This is a genomic window from Corynebacterium camporealensis, assembly GCF_000980815.1.
Taxonomy (GTDB): Bacteria; Actinomycetota; Actinomycetes; order Mycobacteriales; family Mycobacteriaceae; genus Corynebacterium; species Corynebacterium camporealense.
Window position 1 is genome coordinate 2,067,275 of sequence record NZ_CP011311.1, and the last position, 20,123, is coordinate 2,087,397.

The following is a 20,123-nucleotide window of genomic DNA, read 5'->3' on the forward strand; positions in this document are numbered from 1 at the left end:
TCATGAGCAGCCAGGATAATTCTTTCGTAGTAGTCGCGAACCGGCTCCCTGTCGATTTGCACACCAACCCTGATGGTTCGCAGACCTGGAAGGAATCCCCTGGCGGCTTGGTCACCGCCCTGTCGCCGGTGCTGGAGTCCCAAAATGGCTGCTGGGTGGGTTGGCCTGGCAGCACCGACGAAGCCCCGGAGCCTTTCCGCACCGATAAGGGCGTCCTGCTACACCCGGTCAAGCTCACCGAAGCTGACTTTGAGGGCTTCTACGAGGGCTTTTCCAATGCCACTTTGTGGCCGCTGTACCACGACCTGATTGTCACCCCGGAATATGACCGCGACTGGTGGCATGCATACCGCGACGTCAACCAACGTTTTGCCGAAGAAGTAGCTGCCGTTGCTGCCGATGGCGCCACCGTTTGGGTCCAGGACTACCAGCTGCAGCTCGTACCGGGCATTCTGCGTCAGATTCGCCCGGACCTGCGCATTGGCTTCTTCCTGCACATTCCTTTCCCTTCTGGCGACCTGTTCCGTCAGCTGCCGTGGCGTGAGGAAATCATGCGTGGCCTGCTGGGCTCCGACCTTATCGGTTTCCACCTAGAGAACAACGCCCGTAACTTCCTGGAGCTGGCTGAACGCCAAGAACTCGAGGTCCACGGCGAGGCTGCCGTGCGTAAGGCCGATGCCTACGTGGTGTCTTCCGATGACCGCCACGTCCACGTCGGCGCGTTCCCGATTTCTATTTCGGCTGACCAGATGGGCTCTTTTGAAGTCTCCGATGAGAAGGCCATCGAGGAGCTACGCGCGGACCTCGGCAACCCCAAGCACGTGATTCTGGGCGTCGACCGCCTGGACTACACCAAGGGCATCCTGCAGCGTCTGACTGCATTTGAAGAGCTGCTGGAAACCGGCGCCCTCGACCCGGAAGAGGTCACCCTGGTGCAGCTGGCCACCCCGTCCCGTGAGCGCCTGACCCACTACCGCAAGACTCGTTCCCAAGTCGAAGAGGCTGTCGGCCGCATCAATGGTCGCTTCTCTGAGCTGGGCCGTCCGGTGGTGCACTACCAGCACCGTTCCGTCGATAAGTCTGTGCTGCGCCACTACTACCGGCTTGCCGATGTCATGCTGGTCACTCCATTCAAAGACGGCATGAACCTGGTGGCTAAGGAGTATGTTGCCTGCCACGGCAATGGCACCGGCGCTCTGGTTCTGTCTGAGTTTGCCGGCGCTGCCGATGAGCTGCCCGAGGCCTACCTCTGCAATGCCTTCGACATTGAGTCCGTGAAGCGAGCCCTGCTGACGGCGCTGAAGGCCCTGGAAGACCAGCCTGAGACCATGGAAGAGCGCATGCTGGCTATGCATGAGCAGGTCCGCACCCATGATGTGAACCTGTGGTCGGAGTCCTTCCTACGTGAGTTGAGCCGTTCCGGTACGCCCGATGAAGATTAAGGCTTTGGTATGCGGCGCCGTTGCGGCGTCGCTGCTTTCTGCATGCGGTTCGGAAGAGCCCACAGGGCCCCAAGCGCCTGGCGATGAACGCATCGTCGGCAAGGACTGGCAAGTCGTGGGCATCTACACCAACCCGGACTCCCCTTCCGCGATCCCGGATTCTCTCGTGGAGGTCCCGCATATCTCCTTTGGCGAATCTAGCGCGGTGGGCACGACGGGGTGCACGCGCTTTACCGCGGAGGTGTCCTTTTCTACCGGTGAGGATTCCGCCAACATCCGCGATGCTGACGTGATGCATCTCGATGAAATCACCTACGACGAGCCTTCGGAGTCCTGCACGGGTGCTGCGAACTGGGCGGATACCAGCATGCGCCACCTGCTGCGTGAGGGCAACGACTTCGATATCTCCATGAATCCCAACAATCAGTTGGTGCTGACGCTGGATACCGACGAAGTCGACTCCCCGGCGCTACGCTTGGTATCACTATGAGTTCTGTGATTTCCCAGCTGGCCGCCGCTGAACACCTCGCTGTCGTCTCTGACTTCGACGGCACACTCGCCGGTTTCGCCGATGACATCTATGCCGTTTCCGCACACCCGGACTCGCTTCGGGCTATGGAGCGCCTCGCCGCGATGCCCTCGACCACCGTGGCTATCTTGTCCGGTCGTCACTTGGAAGGCCTGCGCCGCGTATGTCCGCTGTCTGAGCCAGTCATCTTTGGCGGCTCCCACGGCGCGGAGTCCTCCTGGGATGACAGCGCTCTCACCCCGGAGATGACCGCGCACTTAGAGGCCAAGGAAGCCGAAATCCGCGACATCATGGCCCGCTACCCCGGCGCAGAAATCGAAATCAAGCCCTTCCAGCGCGTTCTCCACCTGCGCAAGCTGTCCCAGTCCGACCCCGAAGCTGCCGCTACGGCTTACGAGGAAGGCCTTGCCCTCGAACCGGGCGCTTTCCCACGTACTGCCGGTAAGAACGTCGTGGAATTCTCCGCTACCGCTGCCACCAAGGGCAGCTGGATTTCCACTCTGCGTGAACGCGTCGGCGCCACCGCCACCATCTTCTTAGGCGATGACGTCACTGACGAAGACGGTTTCTCCGTCCTCAACCAACCGCCAGACCTCGGCGTCAAGGTCGGCGAGGGCGACACCCAAGCCACCCACCGCGTCGCCGACACCGATGCCGTTGCGGCTTTCCTCACTGAACTGGCCGACGCCCGCGCTTCCTAAGGCTTTTCCGGCACAGCGGTCGGCGATTCTTCTACGCCTGCGCGCTGCTGCTCTTGCCTTTTCCGAATGCGCCTATCAACCAAGTACCACACCAGGAAAAGCGCGTAGCACAACCCCAGCGCGGGCCACCATCCCAGGTCGTAGCGTGACCTCAAGAAGTAAATCAATGAGAAGACCGCAAATATGTAGAGATACCAGGAAATGCTCGAATTGTATTTCATACCCACTGGACTTCACTGTTGACGCAATTGCACACAGCTTAAAACAATAAGCTCAAAGTTGTTGAGCGCAGACCCAATAAGGGGTAGCTGATTTAAGTCGGTAGTGGCCAGTTAGCGCAGTGGACTACCGGCCCTTTTGCTCCGCGTTGTTGGCTGCGCACGCGGGTTTTGGGCGGAAACGTGTGTAATTGCGACATCCCCCGCTTAGCTATATTCAAAATATTCCGGTGGCATGCCTCTGCGGAAGATCCAATGCTTCAACCAGACGCCCTGCTTAGGCATCGGTCGTGTTCCCTTCACTGCGGCGAGGATCTCTTGCACCACTGCGGCTAGTTCGTGCTTGATACAGCTACCGCTAAATCTTAGGACGCGGTAGCCGGCGATGACGGCATCGTTAGCTTTCCAACGATCCTGGACAAAAGTTTCGAGCTTTTTGCTGTGGAACTCGAAGCCGTCGACTTCGATAAGAATTTTGTGTTTCGGTAGGTACAGGTCCCAGAAATACGCCCCGAGCTTTACATTGCTTAAGACCTTCAGCCCCTCTTTGTGCAGTGCACGGTACAGTTCCTTTTCGGCCCAGCTATCGCTGTTCAGGACGATTTTGCTCTGGAGATCTTTCATCTTTGCCGAATAGTTCGCAATGAAAGAACAGTCGTGTTCGTAGGATGACTGCCCGTTTCTACCGCCGTAGTAGGTCTCTAAAAATTCGATTGCCGTGTCCTCATCGAGGTTCTCAGCCGCCAGTAAAGGCATGTGAACTCTGGCGTCAGCGTAGCCCCATCCCTGCAAACGTCGTGTGCGCGATACTTGAAACCACGGCTCAACATTTCGGGCCGTCGTACCTGCCAGGTGCAGTGGAAATGTCATTTTCACCCGCAGATAGAACTCCATCGCTGATTTCCCAGTCAGGCACAATTGCGGATCCCGGTTGCAGAGAATTCTCGACAACTCCAACGGGTGCGGTTCCCGATAGAGATAAAGTCCATGGCAAATACGGATAATTTCGCCGCGCGCGGCCATTCGTTGCTTTTGTTTCGCAGTCTTCCCTGACACGATTAATTTTGACATCTCTTCCCCCCCTAAGAGTGCTCGTGCACGCACACCCTAACCCGATGGTGTCGTTTTCGCACCACTTTCAGCGCCCGAACTCAAAACAAGCGCAACTTTGCGGAGCAAAAGGACCGACAACAATTAACGCGGCGGGGCAACGGTAGCGCCGGGGTGGAAAGAGGTCGGGAGAAGTCGACGCGTGGGGACGTGAGTGGACTTCTCCTCAGCGGCGATGAGCTGGGAGAGCATGTGACCAGCGGCAGCGCCCTTGGCTTTGTTCGGCTGAATGACGGTGGTCAGGTCGCGCAGGAGCGCTTCCGAGATGCCGTCGAAGCCGGTGACGGAGAGTTCGGAGGGGACGTCGATGCCCTGTTTGGAGGCGTATTCGAGGACGCCGAGTGCCATCGAATCGGTGGTGCACAGCACGGCGGTGAGTTCGGGGTGGCTTTCGAGCAATTCCGCGGCGGCGTCGACCGCTGTTGCCGGGATATTAGTGTGGCGGGTCACCACAGGGATGGACTCCGCGTCCAGGCCAGCAGCGCTGAAGACATCCAGGGCACCGAGTACGCGGGAGCGCTGGACGTGCAGGTCGGCGGCGTCGATATCGGCAAGCGAAACCGCACCGTCGAGGGGTTGGCGGTGCAGGCGGATGGACAGGATGCCGATGTGGGTGTGGCCGACATCGATAAGCGCACGTGCGGCGGGTTCAATGGCGGCGCGGTCGTCGATGCCCACGAAAGGAAGGCCGGTGTCGGTGGGCTGATCGCAGATGACCACGGGCAAGCCGCGGCGTTGGGCTGCTTCCAGGTAGGCATCGCCGGCGGCGACTGAGTAGATGACGAAGCCATCGACAGAAGCACGCCCCACCAGGTCGACAGCCGGGTCGTCGTTGGGGTCCGGGCCCGCGGGAAGCAGCGTCAGCGTCGTGTGGGAACCGGCGGAAGCTTCAGCCATACCGGCGAGGAAGTCCACAGATGCCATGTCCTCAAAAGCGTAGGACAGGTGCTCAGTCAGCAGGACGCCGACGGAGCCGACGTGGCGGGTGCGCAGCGAGCGAGCCGTGGGGTCCGGGCCGGGATAACCGTGGGCCGCAGCGGCCGCGAGAATGCGTTGCCGTGTCGCCGGAGCGAGCTGGTCAGGGCGGTTATACGCATTGGACACAGTGGTTCGAGAAACGCCGAGTTCGGCCGCTAGGGAAGCTAGCGTTTTCCGATGCTCACTGCGTTTAACCATGCCCAGTAGCCTACCTGCTCCCACGGATGGATTTTCAATTCATTTCCAATTGACAACTATTGTCAACAACTAGACAATGGTTCCTATGACTTTTGACTCCCGCCGAATCTTCCGCCCTGCCGCGGCGCTCACTGTGGGCGCTTCCCTGCTGTTCACAACTGCGTGTACTGCCTCGGGAGAGGACTCGGACGAGGACACATTCACCATCGTGGCGTCGACCTCCATTTGGGCAGACGTCGCCGAGGCCGTCGCAGGTGAGGCCGAGAACGTCGAAATCGAGCCCATCGTGACCGGCAATGGCGTGGACCCGCACCACTTTGAGCCGACCGCAGCAGATATCGCGCGCGCCAATGAAGCTGACCTCCTGCTGGTCAATGGCGGCGGCTACGATGCATGGATTTACCAGGCAGTCTCCGACCAGGACAATATTGTCTCCGCCCTGCCGTTGGTGGACCATGGCGCTTTGGATGAGGAAGCGGACGTCGTCAGCAATGCCGAAGCCAGCCAGCCGGAGAACCAGGACCGCGTGACCAACATCGAGGGCAACGAGCACATTTGGTACGACGTGGCCGCGCTGGAGCAGGTGGGCAAGGACGTCGCCGAGGCCATCAACGCCGCTGACCCGGAGGCCAACACCTCTGAGCAGCCACTACTGGATAAGGTCGAAGGCTTCCAAGAGCGCCTGGGCGACCTGCCGGAGCTGAATTACGCGCAAACGGAGCCGATTGCGGATTACCTCTTCAAGTACGCCCCGGCCACCGACGTCACGCCGGAGGGCTACCGCAAGACCACGGTCTCTGAAGGCGAGCCTTCGGCTGCTGACCTGGCACGCTTCCTGCAAACGCTGGACGATGACGCCGTCGACCTGCTCATCTACAACCCCCAGACCGAAACCGACCTGACCGCACGCATCCGCGATGCCGCAGAGGAAGACGGCGTACAGATCGTCGAGATTGGTGAGACCCCACCGGAGGACAGCAATTTCTTCGATTACTACGAACAGGTCCTCAGCGAACTTGAGGCGGTCGAGGCCTAGTGCTCCTTCAGTTCCATGACGCGGCCGTCGCGCCGCTGTGGTCCGGGCTTAACCTGCAGGTTGATGCCGGTGAGTTCATCGCGATTCTGGGCCCGAACGGCGTGGGCAAGTCCACCCTGCTGGGCACCATCTTGGGCACGCGGCAGCTTAGCGATGGCACCGTCGACGCCCCCGCCCGCGTTGGCTTTATCCCGCAACAGCGCATGTTCCCTGCCGAACTACCGCTGCGCGCACGGGATTTGGTCTCACTGTCGCTGGCGCATGGCGTGCTGCGCAACCGCCGTGCGGACAAAAAGCGCGTCGATGCTCTTCTTTCTGAAGTGGGCGCTACCGGTATTGCGGACCGCCGCGTCGGTCGACTGTCTGGCGGCCAGCAGCAGCTCATCCGCCAGGCACAGGCGCTGGCCAACGATCCGCAGCTCTTGCTTGCCGATGAGCCCCTGCTCTCGCTGGACCCTGCGCGGCAGCAGGCGACCGTCGCAAAGCTGGATGCTCGCCGCAAGGAGCACGGGACTTCAGTGCTGTTCGTGACCCACGGAATTAATCCGGTGCTTGGTGTGGTGGACAAGGTCCTCTACCTGGCGCCGCATGGGCACACCTATGGTCCAGTCGAAGAGGTCATGCGCTCGGATGTGCTTTCTGAACTCTACGGCGCCAAGGTCAATGTCATCAACGTCGACGGAAGGATGCTCGTTGTCTAAATATTGGGAAGATACCCAGTACCTGCTCAGCGTCGACTTTGTGCAGCAGTCCCTTATTGCCTGCGCACTGTTGGGCATCCTGTCGGGTGTAATGACCTCGCTCATCGTGCTGCGCCAGATGTCTTTTTCCGTGCACGCGACATCTGAGCTCGCCCTGATGGGTGCTGCCGCCGCTCTGCTCTTCGGCGCGAACCTGGGCTTTGGTGCTATCGCCGGTGCGATTGTCGCCGCTATTATCTTGGCGATGCTCGGCTTCCGCGGCCAACAAGACTCCGCCATCGGTGTGGTGATGAGCTTCGGCCTGGGCCTATCGGTGCTGTTTATTCACCTCTACCCGGGCAATTCGAATACGGCGATGACGCTGCTGACCGGTCAGATTGTCGGTGTGTCCTCGGCTAGTGTCTGGATGCTGCTAGCCACAGCCGTCATTGTCATCGGCGCCATCGTTATTTTCTGGCGCCCGCTACTCTTTGCCTCCGCCGACCCCATCATGGCGCAGACCGCCGGCGTTCCTACTCGTGCGCTGGCCGTGGGCTTTGCCATCTTGGTCGGCCTTACCGCCGCCCAGTCCGTGCAGATTGTCGGCTCACTGCTGGTCATGGCCCTGCTTATTACCCCGGGCGCTGCCGCAGTGCAGATCACCTCGTCCCCATTGAAGGCCGTGCTGTGGGCAACCTTCTTCGCCGAAATCTCCGCCGTCGGCGGTCTCATTCTCTCCCTCGCCCCGGGCCTGCCTGTGTCGGTATTCGTGACGACGATTTCCTTCATCATCTACCTCGTCTGCCGCTTCATCGGCTGGCAACGCAGCCGCACCGCACTGCGTGACGACGTCGCCTCCCAACGCGCCCATCGCACCCACATCGAGGGCCGCTCCGCCGCTGAGGCCCATCACCCGCACGAGTAGGTTCTGCGAAAGCTACCTACTGCCGCTGCTCACTCGGTCGCTGGCGATTTAACTACTGCACATTACCCCTCTTACTAGCGCGCAAGTAGAGAAACGTCACGGTCAACGAGTAAATGAACAGAAACAAAATAAGTACGGTCACGAGGGTCTCACCCATGGTGCAACATCCTTCAGGTCGGTAGCTACTGCAGGTTTCACTTTTAAGAAAAGTCTAACATATAAATACACCGGTTAGATACCTTGTAGCTTATGACACCGTTGTCTATTCAGCTTTAGAAGGTCGGACTGCTATGCAGCTTATCTGCAAGATTGTCCACAACTCACTCGCCATGACAGTCCGCAAGCCCCACACCACGCATAAATACGTAATTTTTCAATTATTGCGTTAGCGCACCGCAATCTAAATTGTCCAGGTTTAAGACTGCATCCGCGGCCGCTGCAACTTCAGCGGAGTGCGTGGAAACGATGACGGTTGATCCTTTATCGGCGAACTGTCGCAGCATGCTCACCACCATCTCCCCGTTCTGTTTATCTAAGGCACCGGTTGGTTCATCAGCCAGCACAACTGACCGCGGCGAGATGATTAGTCGTGCCAAGGCGACGCGTTGTTGCTCACCACCGGAGAGTTCACCAGTGATCTTTTGGGCATAGCCGCTGAGACCAACCGTGCCCAACGCGTCTTCACACTGCCCCTCACTTGCTTTTGGTTGAGCTAAGCGCAGGTTGTACTCCACGCTTTTACTGGAGACCAGTGCATAATCCTGGAAGAGGTAACCAATCGTGGTGCGCCGCAGTTTCCTTCTCTCCCTTGCAGAAGCATTCGACATCGGGGTTCCGCCTACAAGGACGTCGCCAGAATCCACGCGGTCTAAACCACCAATACAGTTCAGCAAAGTGGATTTTCCAGAACCTGAGCGCCCAGTAATGGCATAAACCTGGCCAGCGCTAAAGGTGTAGTTCACGTTTGTCCACAGTGTCTTTTCGCCGAAGCTCTTCGACACATCGGCCAGTTCAATCATGTTATTTGTCCTTCCGGCTCAGCTGGTTTTGTGATTCCCGCGATTCCATGACCGGAACTAGTACCAGGGTTAGGATTGCCCACGCGGCAATTGCCGTCGCTGCAGCTCCCGCAATTGGCCACGTAAAGGAGTTTTCAAAACCAATAGTCCATGTACTTGGCATGTGCGAAGCAACCAACTGCTCGTGTAACCGCGCATGATTAATTAGCCAGCCCAAGGACAACAATGCGATGAATGCTTCTGCCAGAAGCAGCAAGCCGCGTTGCTTCCAGGGATTCCGTCCTATCAAATAGGCCACCCACAACTGTTCACGGCGTGAAGATTGGAAGGCTAACGCCATCGCCACTACCAAGCCGGTGGTGAGCAAAACTCCTAGAACTAAGTTGAGTACATAGTCACGCGCATCCGCAGCAACCTGCCGTTCACGAGCCAACCACGAGTCAATGCGTGGACGAGCGGCGACAAGAGTTTCGCGTTCTTCCTGAGTCTGCTGCATTTCAATAAATGCACTACGGTCTTTAAACATCAGCGAGCTTTGCGATATCCAGGCCGACAAATTCTTATCACTAATTAGAGCTAGACCAGTGGGAAGTACAACCAGAATTGGATCACTGACCACCGTGTTGAATTCGACGTCATAGGTAAAGACATCGCGCGGAGTTGCATCTACCGAGTACGAGACTCCAGGCATGTCGTCCTCGGCTACCGCTGCTTCAAAGCTGAGGCTTTCATCGATCAGGTCCTTTTCTGGTTTCCCCAATGGAAAAGGACTAAAGACTTCAACCTGCGCATCATCGCCTACGTGAACGCCTGCCTGTCGAGCTACCTCCTGGCTCACTAACAGCACCGGTGCACCTAAATCACTCGGCCAGGTCAACCAATCATTCTTCACCAATAGAAGTTTTCCCTGGGCATCAAGCGTGCACAGCTTCTGATCGGTAGCTACTGAAAGTCCGTCGGTTCCCACCGCAACTCCGGCCTCGTAGGTGTCGCTATGCCGCTCCCACGTTTCATTGAATTCAGCGCGTGCAGCCTTTTCCGCACCGAAGCCTGCCGCACTAACAAGCAGTGCTAGCACCAGGCTGATCGTTGCGCAGCGCAACAGAAAAACACCCACAAAGGTCCCGCGTGGAGCAAACTTTCCTTTCACCTGCCCCCACAATGTCGCCCCGCATCAGAAATGCGTAGCCAATGACGTATCCACAAGCCAAGACAGCTAACCCAAGCACACTGAGCACAACAGTGATGAACAAGTAATAAGGCAGGAATGCCCAACCATTGTAGAAGTACAAACCGACAAGCACAGCCGCCAGAACTAATGCCCCAGGCAAGGCATACGTGCGCGCCAATTCCCGGAGATCCAGTCGGGCTGAATCTCCCAATGTCAGCCCCTGCAGCCTATGTACACCGAACATCTGTGATTGATTCAGCACATAAGCAATGCCCAAAATCAGACAAGTGACTAAGAGTAAAACCAGGGTCTTCACCACTGGCATCCCGGCGAAGAACTCTAATGGCGAAGCTACGAGTACTTGGCCGTCGAGCCCACGGCTTTGTGCCCATTCCAAAAAGCGTTCACCACTATCTCTCCTGCCACTCAAGTAGTAGTAACCTCGCGGATCCAAGCTATCGAGGTCCGACAAGGGCGAGATTTCTACGGCTCGACCACGGCTGAAAGAAGGAAGCTGTTCTGTGTGCTCTGGAGCTTTTTCTCCCGCAGCGTAAAGCACCACCGCATCACGGGCGGTAAATGAACCGGCTTGAAACTTGGAGATAGTAATCCCGCTGTTGTCAGTGAATTCTTCGAGCTCTCGATAAAATTCCTCGGGTTCAATGTACTGGTCAGCCGAGTCAAGAATGACTGCGCTATCGCCAATGAAAAGGTCACCCTCTTCCAGAGCTTTGAGGGTCACGAAACTGATGAATGGGCAGAGCACAAGAATGAGACAGGCACCCAATCCGAGCAGGCTCAAGGGTGTTCTCTGCTTCCGAAGTTTTAGCATCGCCACGAAGTACAGCTCCCTGCCTGCACCACGAACATTACGGACTCCTTGTTAGACACATTCCGGACTTCTTCCAATCCTTGCTGTGTATAAAGATAAATGAGCCGCCATGGTCGCGCCATAATTGTTCAATACTTATTTTTTAAAGTAATTGAACAACCCTATAAGAATGTGCTTTCTGAGGGCTGATGAAGGCTGTGGCCCCACGTGGGGGTCTGGCGCTTAGACTGTTGCCATGACTTACACGCTGCATCGTCGGAGCCTCGAATTGCAGGGGCAGACTCGTAAGTATTTGGTTGTGGAGCCGGAGTCATTGCCGTCGCGGCCGGATGTGCTCTTTTTCTTCCATGGGTCGTTGCAGTCGGGGAATGTGCTGCGGCGTTTTACTAATAACACTTTTGATGCTTTGGCGGAGCGTACCGGCACGATTGTCGTCTACCCGAATGGTGTGGACCACCACTTCAATGATTGCCGGGGCACGTTGCTGACGAAGACGCGTGAGTTGGGCATTGATGATGTGGCTTTTACCCGCGAGATGTTAACGCGCTTGAAGGATGAGTACGGCGTGGGGCGTACTTTCGCGTGCGGTTATTCCAACGGTGGGCAGATGGTGCTGCGCTTGCTTATCGATGCCCCAGGGCTCCTCAACGGCGCCTGCATTTTTGCCTCAACCTTTGGTGCGGGCTCGAATCATGCGCCAAGCAATCCGGATTCGGCGTATGAGCCCACGCCGGTGCTGCTCATGCATGGCACGGCGGATCCGTTGGCACCCTATGAGGGCGGTGTCGCAGGAGTTGATGCCAGCCAGACCCGCGGTGAGGTGCTTTCCGCGCCGGAGACTGCGGCGCGGTTGGCTAAGTGGAATGGTGCTGAAGGGCCTGTTGAGGAGCGGGTGTATGCGGACATCGTTAAGCAGTGCTGGACTGGGGATTTCTCGGTGGAATTGTGGACCATGGAGGGCATTGGCCACGTGATTCCGTCGGGGAATGAGCTGGATGCCCGTTTAGGCAAGAACACCACGTCCTTCCAGGCGGCGGACGTGGTGGAGCGTTTCTTTGGGCTGTAGCTTCTAGCTTTCCTGGCTGTTGGCAACTCGGCGCTGGCGGGCGAACTCAGAGAGCACCGCGCCCGCGGCGACGGAGGCATTGAGGGATTCGACCTGGCCAGCCATCGGGATGGACATGATGACGTCGCAGTTTTCACGCACGAGGCGGGAGATGCCCTTGCCCTCAGAACCGATGACGATGACGACCGGATCCTTGCCGCCGTCGTAGGTATCCAGGGTGTGCTCACCGCCGGCATCGAGGCCAACGACCTGGTAGCCGTTCTTCTGGAATTCCTGCACGGTGCGGGTCAGGTTGGTCGCGCGGGCGACCGGCAAGCGTGCGGCGGTGCCGGCGGAGGTGCGCCAGGCAACGGCGGTAACTGAGGCGGAACGGCGCTCCGGAATGATGACGCCGTGGCCACCGAATGCGGCAACCGAACGGATGACGGCGCCGAGGTTACGCGGGTCAGTGATGTTGTCCAGGATGGCGAACATGCCCGGCTCGCCGGATTCCTTGGCGCGCGCGATGAGATCTTGGACCTCGGCGTACTTGTAGGGCGGAATCTGCAGGCCAATGCCCTGGTGCATGCCGTTGCCGGTCATCTGATCCATCTCGTGACGTGGGACCTCGAGAATGGGCAGGTTGCGGGTATTGGCCATGGTGACGGCCTCGGACAGGCGGGCATCGTGACGCGTGCCCTGCACGATGTATAGCGAGGTCGCCGGGACCTTGGCGTGCATGCACTCCACGACCGGGTTGCGGCCAACGACCATCTCCGCGGTTTCCTTCTGGTGGCGACCAGAGTTGCGGCGCTCACGCTGCAGCTTTGCCTTGTGCTTGGCGTGGTACACGCGGTCTTCGGCCTTCGGGGTCGGGCCCTTGCCGGCGAGTCCGCGACGACGCTGGCCGCCGGTTCCCTTGGTCATGCCCTTTTTGTTGCTCTTGCGCCCCTGGGCGCCGCCGCGGCCGTGGGTACGTGCCATTAGTGTGGTCCTTTCGGTTTAGGCCAACGACCAGGTCGGGCCTTCGGGGGTGTCAGTAATCGTGATTCCGGCGGCGCTGAGGCGATCCCGGACTGCATCGGCTGTCGCATAGTCCTTGTCCGCGCGGGCTTGGGCACGGCGCTCCAATTCGGCCTGGACCAATACGTCCAGTGCCGCATCCGCAGTGCTTTCCGATGCCCCATCTTTCCACCGCTCATCCAACGGATCAAAGCCCAGCACGGCAGCCATCGCACGAACCTGCTCGGCCAGGCGCTGCGCTTCCTCATTGTTGCCTTGCGCGAGAGCCTTGTTGCCGGCGCGCACGGTGGTATGCAGCGCGGCTAGCGCCTTCGGCACTGCGATGTCGTCGTTCATGGCGGCCTCGAAGTTGTCGGTCCAGGTACCGAGGGCGACATCGTCAAATTTGCCCAGGAAGTCCTCAATGCGGCGGTAGCCTGCAGCTGCCTCGGTCAGCGCGGACTCGGAGTACTCCAGAACGGAGCGGTAGTGGGCGTTGCCCAAGTAGTAGCGCAGCTCGACCGGGCGGACCAGCTCCAGCATCTTCGGAACGGAAAGAACGTTGCCCAAAGACTTGGACATCTTCTCCCCTGCCATGGTCACCCAGTGGTTGTGCATCCAGTAGTTGGCGAACTTATCGCCGGCCGCATGGGACTGCGCAATCTCGTTCTCGTGGTGCGGGAACTGCAGGTCCAGGCCACCGCAGTGGATGTCGAAGTTGGAGCCTAAGTAGTAGGTGGACATCGCGGAGCACTCCAGGTGCCAACCCGGGCGTCCCTTGCCCCACGGGGTAGGCCAGGCAGGTTCGCCCGGTTTGGCGCCCTTCCACAGGGCGAAGTCCTGCGGGCCGCGCTTGCCCTGCGAATCCTGTGGGTCCTCGCCTTGTTCCATGTCCTCGACGCGGTTGCCGGACAGGGATCCGTAGTCGGAGCCTTCGGCGGCGTTCCAGGCAGCGACGTCAAAGTAGACCGAGCCTGCGCCTTCAACGCCGGTGTCTTCCTCGACGGCGTAGGCGAAGCCAGCATCGATAAGCCGCTGCATGTAGTCGACCATCTGGGTGACAAAGCCGGTGGCACGCGGCTCTACCGACGGCGGCAGCACGCCCAAGGTGTCATAGGCCTTGGTGAACTCGCGCTCATAGGTCGACACCCACTCCCACCAGGGGCGATTATTCTCCGCCGCCTTGGTCAGGATCTTGTCGTCGATGTCGGTGACGTTGCGCACCAGTACGACGTCGTAGCCCTGCGCGAGCAGCCAGCGGCGCACGATATCGAAGGCCACGCCGGAGCGCAGGTGCCCAATGTGCGGCTGCGCCTGCGGGGTCGCACCACACAGGTAAATAGAGACATGTCCGGGGCGAATCGGCTCGAAATCGCGCTGGGTACGAGTTGCGGTGTCAAAAATACGAAGAGTCACACTCGTCAGTCTAACGAATCAGACTCTTTCCACACGCACGCCGTCGCTACTGCGGCACGGCCTTCGGAGCGGCCGGTGAAGCCGAGCTTGTCGGTGGTGGTGGCAGAAATAGATACGGGGGCGCCGAGAATCTCGCTGAGGGTGGCTTCGGCTTCCTTACGGCGCGGGCCCATCTTCGGGCTTTGGCCGATGAGCTGGGCGGCGGCGTTGCCGATGACGAAGCCTTCGGATTCCAGCAGTTCGCGGCACTCGCGCAGCAGGCGGGCACCGGAGACGTTGTCGTATTCTTTCCTGCCCACGCCGACGAAAGATCCCAGGTCGCCAAGGTTGGAGGCGGAGAGGAGGGCATCGACAAGCGCGTGCGAAACGACGTCACCGTCGGAGTGGCCTTCGCAGCCGGCGGCGTCCTCGAAGAGGAGGCCTGCCATCCAGCAGGGTTTGCCTTCTTCAATCTGGTGGGCGTCGGTCGCGATTCCTACGCGCGGGATAATCATGCTTCCTCCAGGAGTGCTTGAGCCAAGGTCAGGTCGATGGGCGTGGTGATTTTAAACGCCCGGGTATCGCCTTTGACGGTGCGGACGGGCTCGCCGAACCATTCCATCAGGCTGGCATCATCGGTGGCCACAAAGCCTTGGGGTGCGCTGAAATAAGCTTGGTTTGCAGCGCGGAGCTTTGCGATGTCAAAAGCCTGCGGCGTCTGCACCGCCTGCAACCTTGCACGGTCCGGGGTGCTTTCGATCTGGTCGCCGTTGACGATCTTGATGGTGTCGGTGACCGGAAGGGTCGGTACGGCAGCTGGGCAGTCCGGGGTAATTGCGTGGGCGACGCGGGCAATCATTTCCGGTGGGGTGAGCGCGCGGGCGGCGTCGTGGATGAGGACGGTGGCATCGTCTTCCGGGATTGCTTGCAGGCCCGCCCAGACGGAATCGGCACGTTCGCCGCCACCGTGGACGAAGGTGGGGGGCATGGGGGCATCGTTAAGCACTGCTCGGGCGTGTTCTTCCATGGCCGGGCTGACCAGGACCAGGATGCGGTCGATGGCCCCGGAGGCATGAAGGGCGCGCACGGAACGCTCCAGCAGGGTCTGGCCGGCCAGCTCCACGTAGGCTTTGGGCAGGTTGGCACCCAAACGAGTGCCCTGGCCGGCAGCTGCGACCAGGGCGATAACAGGGCGGCTAGTCTTCGTCGTCGAAGGAGAGGTCATTGAGGTCAACGTCGTCGTCCACGTCGGTGGTTACGGCCTTATCGTCCACCAGGCCTGCGGCGCGGTGGCGCTCGATGGTGGCGTCGATTTCCTCCATCATGGTGTCGGCCTTCTTTTCATCGACAGGCTTGGCCAGGGCGAGCTCGCCGACCAGAATCTGGCGGGCCTTCGCCAGCATGCGCTTCTCACCTGCGGAAAGGCCACGGTCCTGGTCGCGGCGCCAGAGATCACGGACGACCTCGGCGACCTTATTAATGTCACCGGAAGCCAGGCGCTCCTGGTTAGCCTTGTAGCGGCGGGACCAGTTGCCGGCCTCTTCAACGTCGACCTCGCGCAAGACGGAGAAGACCTTTTCCAGGCCTTCCTTGCCTACGACGTCGCGGACGCCGACGGACTCGGCATTTTCGGAAGGCACGCGCACGACCAGATCCGACTGGTTGATGTGGAGAACGAGGTACTCCAGCGTTTCGCCACCCATCTCACGCTGTTCAATATCCTCGATGACTGCGGCACCGTGGTGCGGGTACACAACAACTTCGCCGACCTTGAATTCCATTGCCACTCCTTGGAGCCCTACTTGCCTTCATGAACTGTTGATGCCCTGTGCTTCGATGCCCTGTACGGGGTGCTGCTGAGCATATATACAGGCAGTCGATTCTATCACGGGGTGCCGTCAAGCAGCGGCGCGGGGGCGACTACCCCCGTATTACCCCACCTGCAACCCGTGGCATTGTTCATAAACTGTGTAAACGGAAGTGAAAGGGACTAGGCTGTTACGTTGATAAGCCCTGAGATTCTAATCGATGGAGGACACCAAAAGTGCAGTCCCTGAAGTCCGCCGCCCGCCGCGGTGTCGTCATGTCCGTAACCGCCCTCTCCGCGCTGGCGCTGGCTTCCTGCTCGGCAGGCCAGGTTACCCAGACCTCGGAGAAGGTTATCGCAGTTGACGGCACCAACGCCGAAACCGAAGATGGCCTCGTTGCAGTTCGCGACGTCACCATTCTGCTCGACACGAACACCGCGGAAGCAGCGTTGAAGTTTACCGCTGTCAACCAGGGCTACGAGACCGGCGCTGTGACCCTGGAATCCATCAGCGTGGATGGCCAGGAAGTACAGATGGATGCTACCGAGCCGATGGAGCAGGGCCAGTCCATTCAGGGCGATTCCGCTGAGGCGCTTGAAGCTTTGCCGCAGACCGAGGGTGCTGAGGTCCAGTACGTAGAGACCTCCCTGGAGAACGAGGACTTCGGTTACGCCGGCAACCGCAACGTGACCTTCGAGTTCTCCAACGGCACCCTGGAGATTCCGGCTACCATCTCCGCTCCGGACCTGACCGCTGGCGAGTACAACCGCGACGCTGACAGCATCGAGGGCTACACCACCGAAGAGCCTTCGGCGGACGAGCACTAATTCTTCTTTAGGAGCCTCTGGCACAACCTATTTGGTTGGGTTGTGCTGGGGCTTTTCTTTTTAAAGTGTGGTTCGAAAGTTTTTTCGATTTTGGGGTTGACGAGGGTCGTGGGGTGGTTTATAGTCGAACATGTAAGCGAAAGAAGGGAGGGTGCTCATGAAGTCTCAGCAAGTTGCTGCGCTCGTGGATCAGTTGTGTTCTGGTCTTGAGGAGCTGGCGGACATCATGCAGGATCCTTCCTCTGTTTCTTTTGGTGAGGTGCGCAAGAGCTTTGAAGCTCTGGAGAAGACCGGTGGGCATCGCAGTACTATCGATGCCTCTTTTGCGTATTTGGCACAGGAGTCCGATGCAGGGCGCATTGTGCACAGTTCTCGTGCGGCGGACTACTTGGTGCGGCGTTTGGGTTTGTCACGCAAGGCTGCCTATGACCGTCTTGAGTTGGGTAATCAACTTTTTGCGCCGGTAGCTAAACCAGCTGAGGAGGAGCCGGTTGATGCTGCTTCTGCTGATGAAACTTTGAGTGAAGAGGAAGCTAAGGCTGCCGCAGAAAAGCGCGAGAAGGCCGAGCGCGCACGCAAGGAAGCAGAAAAGCAGGAAGAGCTGCGCCGCAAGATGGCGAAGGAGCGCCAGAACGAGCTCATCCACGCCATCATTCGTCGCGAGTTGGAGGACCTGAATAAGGACACCGATCCGACCCGCAGTGAACTTTACTCTGAGGCGCTGGAGCGGGCGAAGTTTATGAACCCGGATCGTCTTCGCTCTTGGCTGCGCGAGCGCGTTCGTCGCGTGAATGCGAAGGCCCGCAATCATGACCCGCACGCTGCGACGCGTCGTCGTAAGTTCAAGGCTTCCCGTCCGGATACCGATGGCGGCGTGCACATCTCCGGCTACATCGACGCAGCTACTGCTGCCCTGCTGGAGCAGGCCTTCTCCCCTGCTGCACGCCCGGGTGGTCCGGAGCTCGCACCGGAGGACGATAAGCGTACGATGGACCAGCGCATGGCTGACCAGTTGGCGCACATCCTGCACCAGTATTTGGGCCAGAAGGAAGAGTCCGGTGCGGGTCTGGGTTCCATCCTGATTACGGCGACTCTCGATGACTTGGAGGATATGACCGCCGAGTCTCGCTTCCTGACCTCGACTGGTCAGCTGCTCTCGCCGATGGACATCCTGCGCCTGGGTATCGCGGATAACGATTACTTCTGCTGCCTCGACCCGGAGTCCTTCCAACCGCTGTTGTTGGGTAAGACCAAGCGCGGAGCGAGCCTCATGCAGAAGATTGCGTTGCTGGCTTCAGAGTCGGTGTGCACCCATCCGGGTTGCGATGCCGCCTGGCACCGCTGCGATGTCCACCACCTGCAAGCGTGGGCTTTCGGTGGACCGACGGACCTGCGGAATCTGACGTTGCTGTGTAGGAGACACCACACGGATAACAACGATTATCGCGACTTCCGAAACAACATGGGACATGCGGAAAGAGACCCCAGAACCGGCAGAGTTGGGTTCAAAGCTCCTGGTCAGGACATAGAGTTCAATGACTCGCCGAAGGCCCAGCACAGTCCCGCTGCGAAATTGAGATTGAAAAAGCGGCGACGAGAGTGCAGTTGCCAGGAAGAAGCTGCGGCGGCCTAAGAGGTTGCGTGGGCTTAGCGCCTTAGATTGATTGTCCTTGTAAGTTTGAGCCGGTTTCCAGGGAAGCAGAGTGGGTTTCTGCTGCCTTGGGGTCGGCTGCTTGTGCTGTTTTGCTGGTGATGCTGCTTTGAATCGGTTACCGGTTTTGCTCAGGCATCGCATGTCCGGGGCATGGTTTAGGGTTTAGTCATGGCCAAAAAGCAACGCCCCATCCATACCTGTTCCGAGTGCGGCTTCGTCTCCCCGAAGTGGCTTGGCCGCTGCCCCGAATGTGGATCCTGGGGCACCCTCCAGGAGTCCCAGCCGGTGGCGAAGTCCTCCGGTAGTGCCGCTGCCGCAGCGACGACTGGGCAGATGACCAAGGGACTCACCCCGACAAGTCCGGCGACGCCGATTACGAAGATTGGGGCATCGGCAACTAAGACGCTGAATACCGGCATTGGGGAGCTCGACCGGGTGCTGGGCAAGGGCATCGTGCCGGGTTCGGTGGTGCTGATGGCTGGCGAGCCGGGCGTCGGTAAGTCGACGCTGCTGCTGGAGGTTGCCTCGCGGTGGGCATCGCTAGATAGGAAGGCTCTGTATGTGACCGCCGAGGAGTCCGCCGGGCAGGTCCGCGCGCGTGCCGAGAGGACTGGGGCGTTGCATGACACTCTGTACCTGGCGGCGGAGTCGAACCTGGATGTGGTCTTCGGGCATGTTGACCAGCTGAAGCCAAGCCTGATCATCGTGGACTCGGTGCAAACGATGCATGCCGCCGGAGTGGAAGGCGTTGCGGGTGGCGTGGCGCAGTCGCGCGCAGTGACGGCGGCTTTGACGACGCTGGCGAAGACCACCGGAATTCCCGTGATGCTGGTGGGCCACGTGACGAAGGATGGCAACGTTGCTGGCCCGCGCGTGCTGGAGCACCTGGTGGACGTGGTGCTGAATTTTGAGGGCGACCGCCAATCGAGTTTGCGCATGCTACGCGGCATCAAGAATCGCTTCGGTGCGACCGATGAGGTGGGCTGCTTCGAACAGACCGCCGGTGGCATCCGGGAGGTTGCCGACCCCTCGGGGCTTTTCCTGTCGCATAGGGGAAGCACGCCGGATGGTTCCGCGGTGACGGTCGCGATGGATGGCGTCCGCCCGATTTTGGCGGAGGTCCAAGCTTTGACGGTCGATCCGGTGGCGAAGAACCCGCGGCGCGTGGTGACCGGGTTGGATAATAACCGCGTGCCGATGGTGTTGGCCGTCCTGCAAGCCCGCGCCGGACAGCGGACAAACGATAAGGATGCCTACGTCGCGACTGTCGGTGGCATGAAGATCACCGAGACCGCCACGGACCTGGCGGTGGCGCTGGCGACCTGGTCCTCGCTGCACGAAAAGCCGCTCCCGCCGCGGACGGTCGTTATTGGTGAGGTCGGCCTGGCAGGCGAGCTGCGCCGGGTGCCGAACCTGGATAGGCGCCTGATGGAAGCCGCCCGCTTAGGCTACAAATCTGCCATCGTCCCTGCCGGCGAGGTGGAGGCCAACGGCCTGAAGGTGCGCCAAGTGGGCACGCTGAGTGAGGCTATCGCGCTGTTGGACTAAAAGCT

General features: G+C 59.5%; 20 protein-coding genes. 10 read left to right on the forward strand and 10 right to left on the reverse strand.

From position 1 onward, the window contains the following. Positions 1–2 precede the first annotated feature (2 nt). From UL81_RS09680 to otsB, 3 genes are read left to right on the forward strand one after another with little or no spacing between them, the layout of a single operon-like run. A complete protein-coding gene (locus tag UL81_RS09680; protein ID WP_046453537.1) occupies positions 3–1,442 on the forward strand; it encodes an alpha,alpha-trehalose-phosphate synthase (UDP-forming) in 1,440 nt (479 codons plus the stop codon). Beyond that, positions 1,432–1,932 (forward strand): META domain-containing protein, encoded by a 501-nt coding sequence (locus UL81_RS09685; protein ID WP_035104459.1) that lies wholly within the window; start codon positions 1,432–1,434, stop codon positions 1,930–1,932. The genes UL81_RS09680 and UL81_RS09685 overlap by 11 nt, the downstream gene beginning before the upstream one ends. Beyond that, positions 1,923–2,672 carry a trehalose-phosphatase gene (otsB, locus tag UL81_RS09690; protein WP_236684535.1) on the forward strand — a complete coding sequence of 250 codons (750 nt, stop codon included), beginning with the start codon at positions 1,923–1,925 and terminating at the stop codon, positions 2,670–2,672. The genes UL81_RS09685 and otsB overlap by 10 nt, the downstream gene beginning before the upstream one ends. A 425-nt stretch (positions 2,673–3,097) precedes the next feature. Here otsB and UL81_RS09700 read toward each other — a convergent pair whose 3' ends face one another. Together UL81_RS09700 and UL81_RS09705 are read right to left on the reverse strand one after the other, a co-directional pair. Then, positions 3,098–3,961, reverse strand: a complete 864-nt coding sequence (locus UL81_RS09700) for an endonuclease domain-containing protein (RefSeq protein ID WP_035104455.1) — start codon at positions 3,959–3,961, stop codon at positions 3,098–3,100. Positions 3,962–4,084: 123 nt separating this feature from the next. Next, positions 4,085–5,176, reverse strand: coding sequence for a LacI family DNA-binding transcriptional regulator (locus tag UL81_RS09705; RefSeq protein ID WP_035104452.1), 1,092 nt, complete (start codon positions 5,174–5,176; stop codon positions 4,085–4,087). 85 nt (positions 5,177–5,261) lie between these two features. Here UL81_RS09705 and UL81_RS09710 point away from each other — a divergent pair, with 85 nt between their 5' ends. From UL81_RS09710 to UL81_RS09720, 3 genes are read left to right on the forward strand one after another with little or no spacing between them, the layout of a single operon-like run. Further along, positions 5,262–6,212 (forward strand): metal ABC transporter solute-binding protein, Zn/Mn family, encoded by a 951-nt coding sequence (locus UL81_RS09710; protein ID WP_035104450.1) that lies wholly within the window; start codon positions 5,262–5,264, stop codon positions 6,210–6,212. Next, a complete protein-coding gene (locus UL81_RS09715) occupies positions 6,212–6,913 on the forward strand; it encodes a metal ABC transporter ATP-binding protein (RefSeq protein WP_035104447.1) in 702 nt (233 codons plus the stop codon). Before UL81_RS09710 ends, UL81_RS09715 begins: the two co-directional genes overlap by 1 nt. Then, positions 6,906–7,817: a metal ABC transporter permease gene (locus UL81_RS09720; RefSeq protein WP_046453538.1), complete on the forward strand. Its 912-nt coding sequence runs from the start codon at positions 6,906–6,908 to the stop codon at positions 7,815–7,817. The genes UL81_RS09715 and UL81_RS09720 overlap by 8 nt, the downstream gene beginning before the upstream one ends. 377 nt (positions 7,818–8,194) lie before the next feature. Here UL81_RS09720 and UL81_RS09725 read toward each other — a convergent pair whose 3' ends face one another. From UL81_RS09725 to UL81_RS09735, 3 genes are read right to left on the reverse strand one after another with little or no spacing between them, the layout of a single operon-like run. Further along, positions 8,195–8,836: an ABC transporter ATP-binding protein gene (locus UL81_RS09725; RefSeq protein ID WP_035104445.1), complete on the reverse strand. Its 642-nt coding sequence runs from the start codon at positions 8,834–8,836 to the stop codon at positions 8,195–8,197. Between the two features lies 1 nt (position 8,837). Continuing rightward, positions 8,838–9,986: a hypothetical protein gene (locus UL81_RS09730; RefSeq protein WP_158407910.1), complete on the reverse strand. Its 1,149-nt coding sequence runs from the start codon at positions 9,984–9,986 to the stop codon at positions 8,838–8,840. Further along, the gene (locus UL81_RS09735; RefSeq protein WP_046453539.1) at positions 9,895–10,845 is read right to left on the reverse strand and encodes a hypothetical protein; all 951 of its coding nucleotides are present in this window, start codon (positions 10,843–10,845) and stop codon (positions 9,895–9,897) included. The genes UL81_RS09730 and UL81_RS09735 overlap by 92 nt, the downstream gene beginning before the upstream one ends. A gap of 229 nt (positions 10,846–11,074) precedes the next feature. Between UL81_RS09735 and UL81_RS09740 the strand changes: the two genes are divergently transcribed. Then, complete coding sequence (locus UL81_RS09740) at positions 11,075–11,905, forward strand: alpha/beta hydrolase family esterase (RefSeq protein ID WP_035104439.1); 831 nt, start codon at positions 11,075–11,077, stop codon at positions 11,903–11,905. Between the two features lie 3 nt (positions 11,906–11,908). On the opposite strand, the gene rlmB is transcribed toward UL81_RS09740, so the two are convergent. Genes rlmB through UL81_RS09765 form a run of 5 tightly spaced genes read right to left on the reverse strand, consistent with a single transcriptional unit; the run spans position 11,909 to position 16,062 of the window. Further along, the gene (gene rlmB / locus UL81_RS09745) at positions 11,909–12,868 is read right to left on the reverse strand and encodes a 23S rRNA (guanosine(2251)-2'-O)-methyltransferase RlmB (protein ID WP_046453540.1); all 960 of its coding nucleotides are present in this window, start codon (positions 12,866–12,868) and stop codon (positions 11,909–11,911) included. Positions 12,869–12,886: 18 nt separating this feature from the next. After that, positions 12,887–14,302 (reverse strand): cysteine--tRNA ligase, encoded by a 1,416-nt coding sequence (cysS, locus tag UL81_RS09750; RefSeq protein ID WP_046453541.1) that lies wholly within the window; start codon positions 14,300–14,302, stop codon positions 12,887–12,889. A 5-nt stretch (positions 14,303–14,307) separates the two neighbouring features. Then, positions 14,308–14,796, reverse strand: a complete 489-nt coding sequence (gene ispF, locus UL81_RS09755) for a 2-C-methyl-D-erythritol 2,4-cyclodiphosphate synthase (RefSeq protein ID WP_035104437.1) — start codon at positions 14,794–14,796, stop codon at positions 14,308–14,310. Beyond that, positions 14,793–15,506 (reverse strand): 2-C-methyl-D-erythritol 4-phosphate cytidylyltransferase, encoded by a 714-nt coding sequence (gene ispD / locus UL81_RS09760; protein WP_035104436.1) that lies wholly within the window; start codon positions 15,504–15,506, stop codon positions 14,793–14,795. Before ispD ends, ispF begins: the two co-directional genes overlap by 4 nt. Next, positions 15,478–16,062: a CarD family transcriptional regulator gene (locus UL81_RS09765; protein ID WP_046453542.1), complete on the reverse strand. Its 585-nt coding sequence runs from the start codon at positions 16,060–16,062 to the stop codon at positions 15,478–15,480. Before UL81_RS09765 ends, ispD begins: the two co-directional genes overlap by 29 nt. 263 nt (positions 16,063–16,325) lie before the next feature. On the opposite strand from UL81_RS09765, the gene UL81_RS09770 reads away from it, so the two are divergent. The 3 genes from UL81_RS09770 to radA all read left to right on the forward strand — a co-directional run bounded on the left by UL81_RS09770 (position 16,326) and on the right by radA (position 20,118). Continuing rightward, a complete protein-coding gene (locus UL81_RS09770; RefSeq protein WP_035104434.1) occupies positions 16,326–16,916 on the forward strand; it encodes a hypothetical protein in 591 nt (196 codons plus the stop codon). Between the two features lie 157 nt (positions 16,917–17,073). Continuing rightward, on the forward strand, positions 17,074–18,549 hold the full coding sequence (locus UL81_RS09775; protein ID WP_046453543.1) for an HNH endonuclease signature motif containing protein: 1,476 nt from the start codon (positions 17,074–17,076) through the stop codon (positions 18,547–18,549). A gap of 189 nt (positions 18,550–18,738) precedes the next feature. Then, positions 18,739–20,118, forward strand: coding sequence for a DNA repair protein RadA (gene radA / locus UL81_RS09780; protein ID WP_035104431.1), 1,380 nt, complete (start codon positions 18,739–18,741; stop codon positions 20,116–20,118). Positions 20,119–20,123: the final 5 nt, after the last annotated feature.

Excerpts from the sequence above, each read along its gene's own strand:
- UL81_RS09680 (WP_046453537.1), top strand. The coding sequence starts at position 3 with ATGAGCAGCCAGGATAATTCTTTCGTAGTAGTCGCGAACCGGCTCCCT.
- UL81_RS09685 (WP_035104459.1), top strand. The coding sequence starts at position 1,432 with ATGAAGATTAAGGCTTTGGTATGCGGCGCCGTTGCGGCGTCGCTGCTT.
- UL81_RS09700 (WP_035104455.1), bottom strand. The coding sequence starts at position 3,961 with ATGTCAAAATTAATCGTGTCAGGGAAGACTGCGAAACAAAAGCAACGA.
- UL81_RS09705 (WP_035104452.1), bottom strand. The coding sequence starts at position 5,176 with ATGGTTAAACGCAGTGAGCATCGGAAAACGCTAGCTTCCCTAGCGGCC.
- UL81_RS09710 (WP_035104450.1), top strand. The coding sequence starts at position 5,262 with ATGACTTTTGACTCCCGCCGAATCTTCCGCCCTGCCGCGGCGCTCACT.
- UL81_RS09725 (WP_035104445.1), bottom strand. The coding sequence starts at position 8,836 with ATGATTGAACTGGCCGATGTGTCGAAGAGCTTCGGCGAAAAGACACTG.
- UL81_RS09740 (WP_035104439.1), top strand. The coding sequence starts at position 11,075 with ATGACTTACACGCTGCATCGTCGGAGCCTCGAATTGCAGGGGCAGACT.
- rlmB (WP_046453540.1), bottom strand. The coding sequence starts at position 12,868 with ATGGCACGTACCCACGGCCGCGGCGGCGCCCAGGGGCGCAAGAGCAAC.
- ispF (WP_035104437.1), bottom strand. The coding sequence starts at position 14,796 with ATGATTATCCCGCGCGTAGGAATCGCGACCGACGCCCACCAGATTGAA.
- ispD (WP_035104436.1), bottom strand. The coding sequence starts at position 15,506 with ATGACCTCTCCTTCGACGACGAAGACTAGCCGCCCTGTTATCGCCCTG.
- UL81_RS09765 (WP_046453542.1), bottom strand. The coding sequence starts at position 16,062 with ATGGAATTCAAGGTCGGCGAAGTTGTTGTGTACCCGCACCACGGTGCC.
- UL81_RS09775 (WP_046453543.1), top strand. The coding sequence starts at position 17,074 with ATGAAGTCTCAGCAAGTTGCTGCGCTCGTGGATCAGTTGTGTTCTGGT.
- radA (WP_035104431.1), top strand. The coding sequence starts at position 18,739 with ATGGCCAAAAAGCAACGCCCCATCCATACCTGTTCCGAGTGCGGCTTC.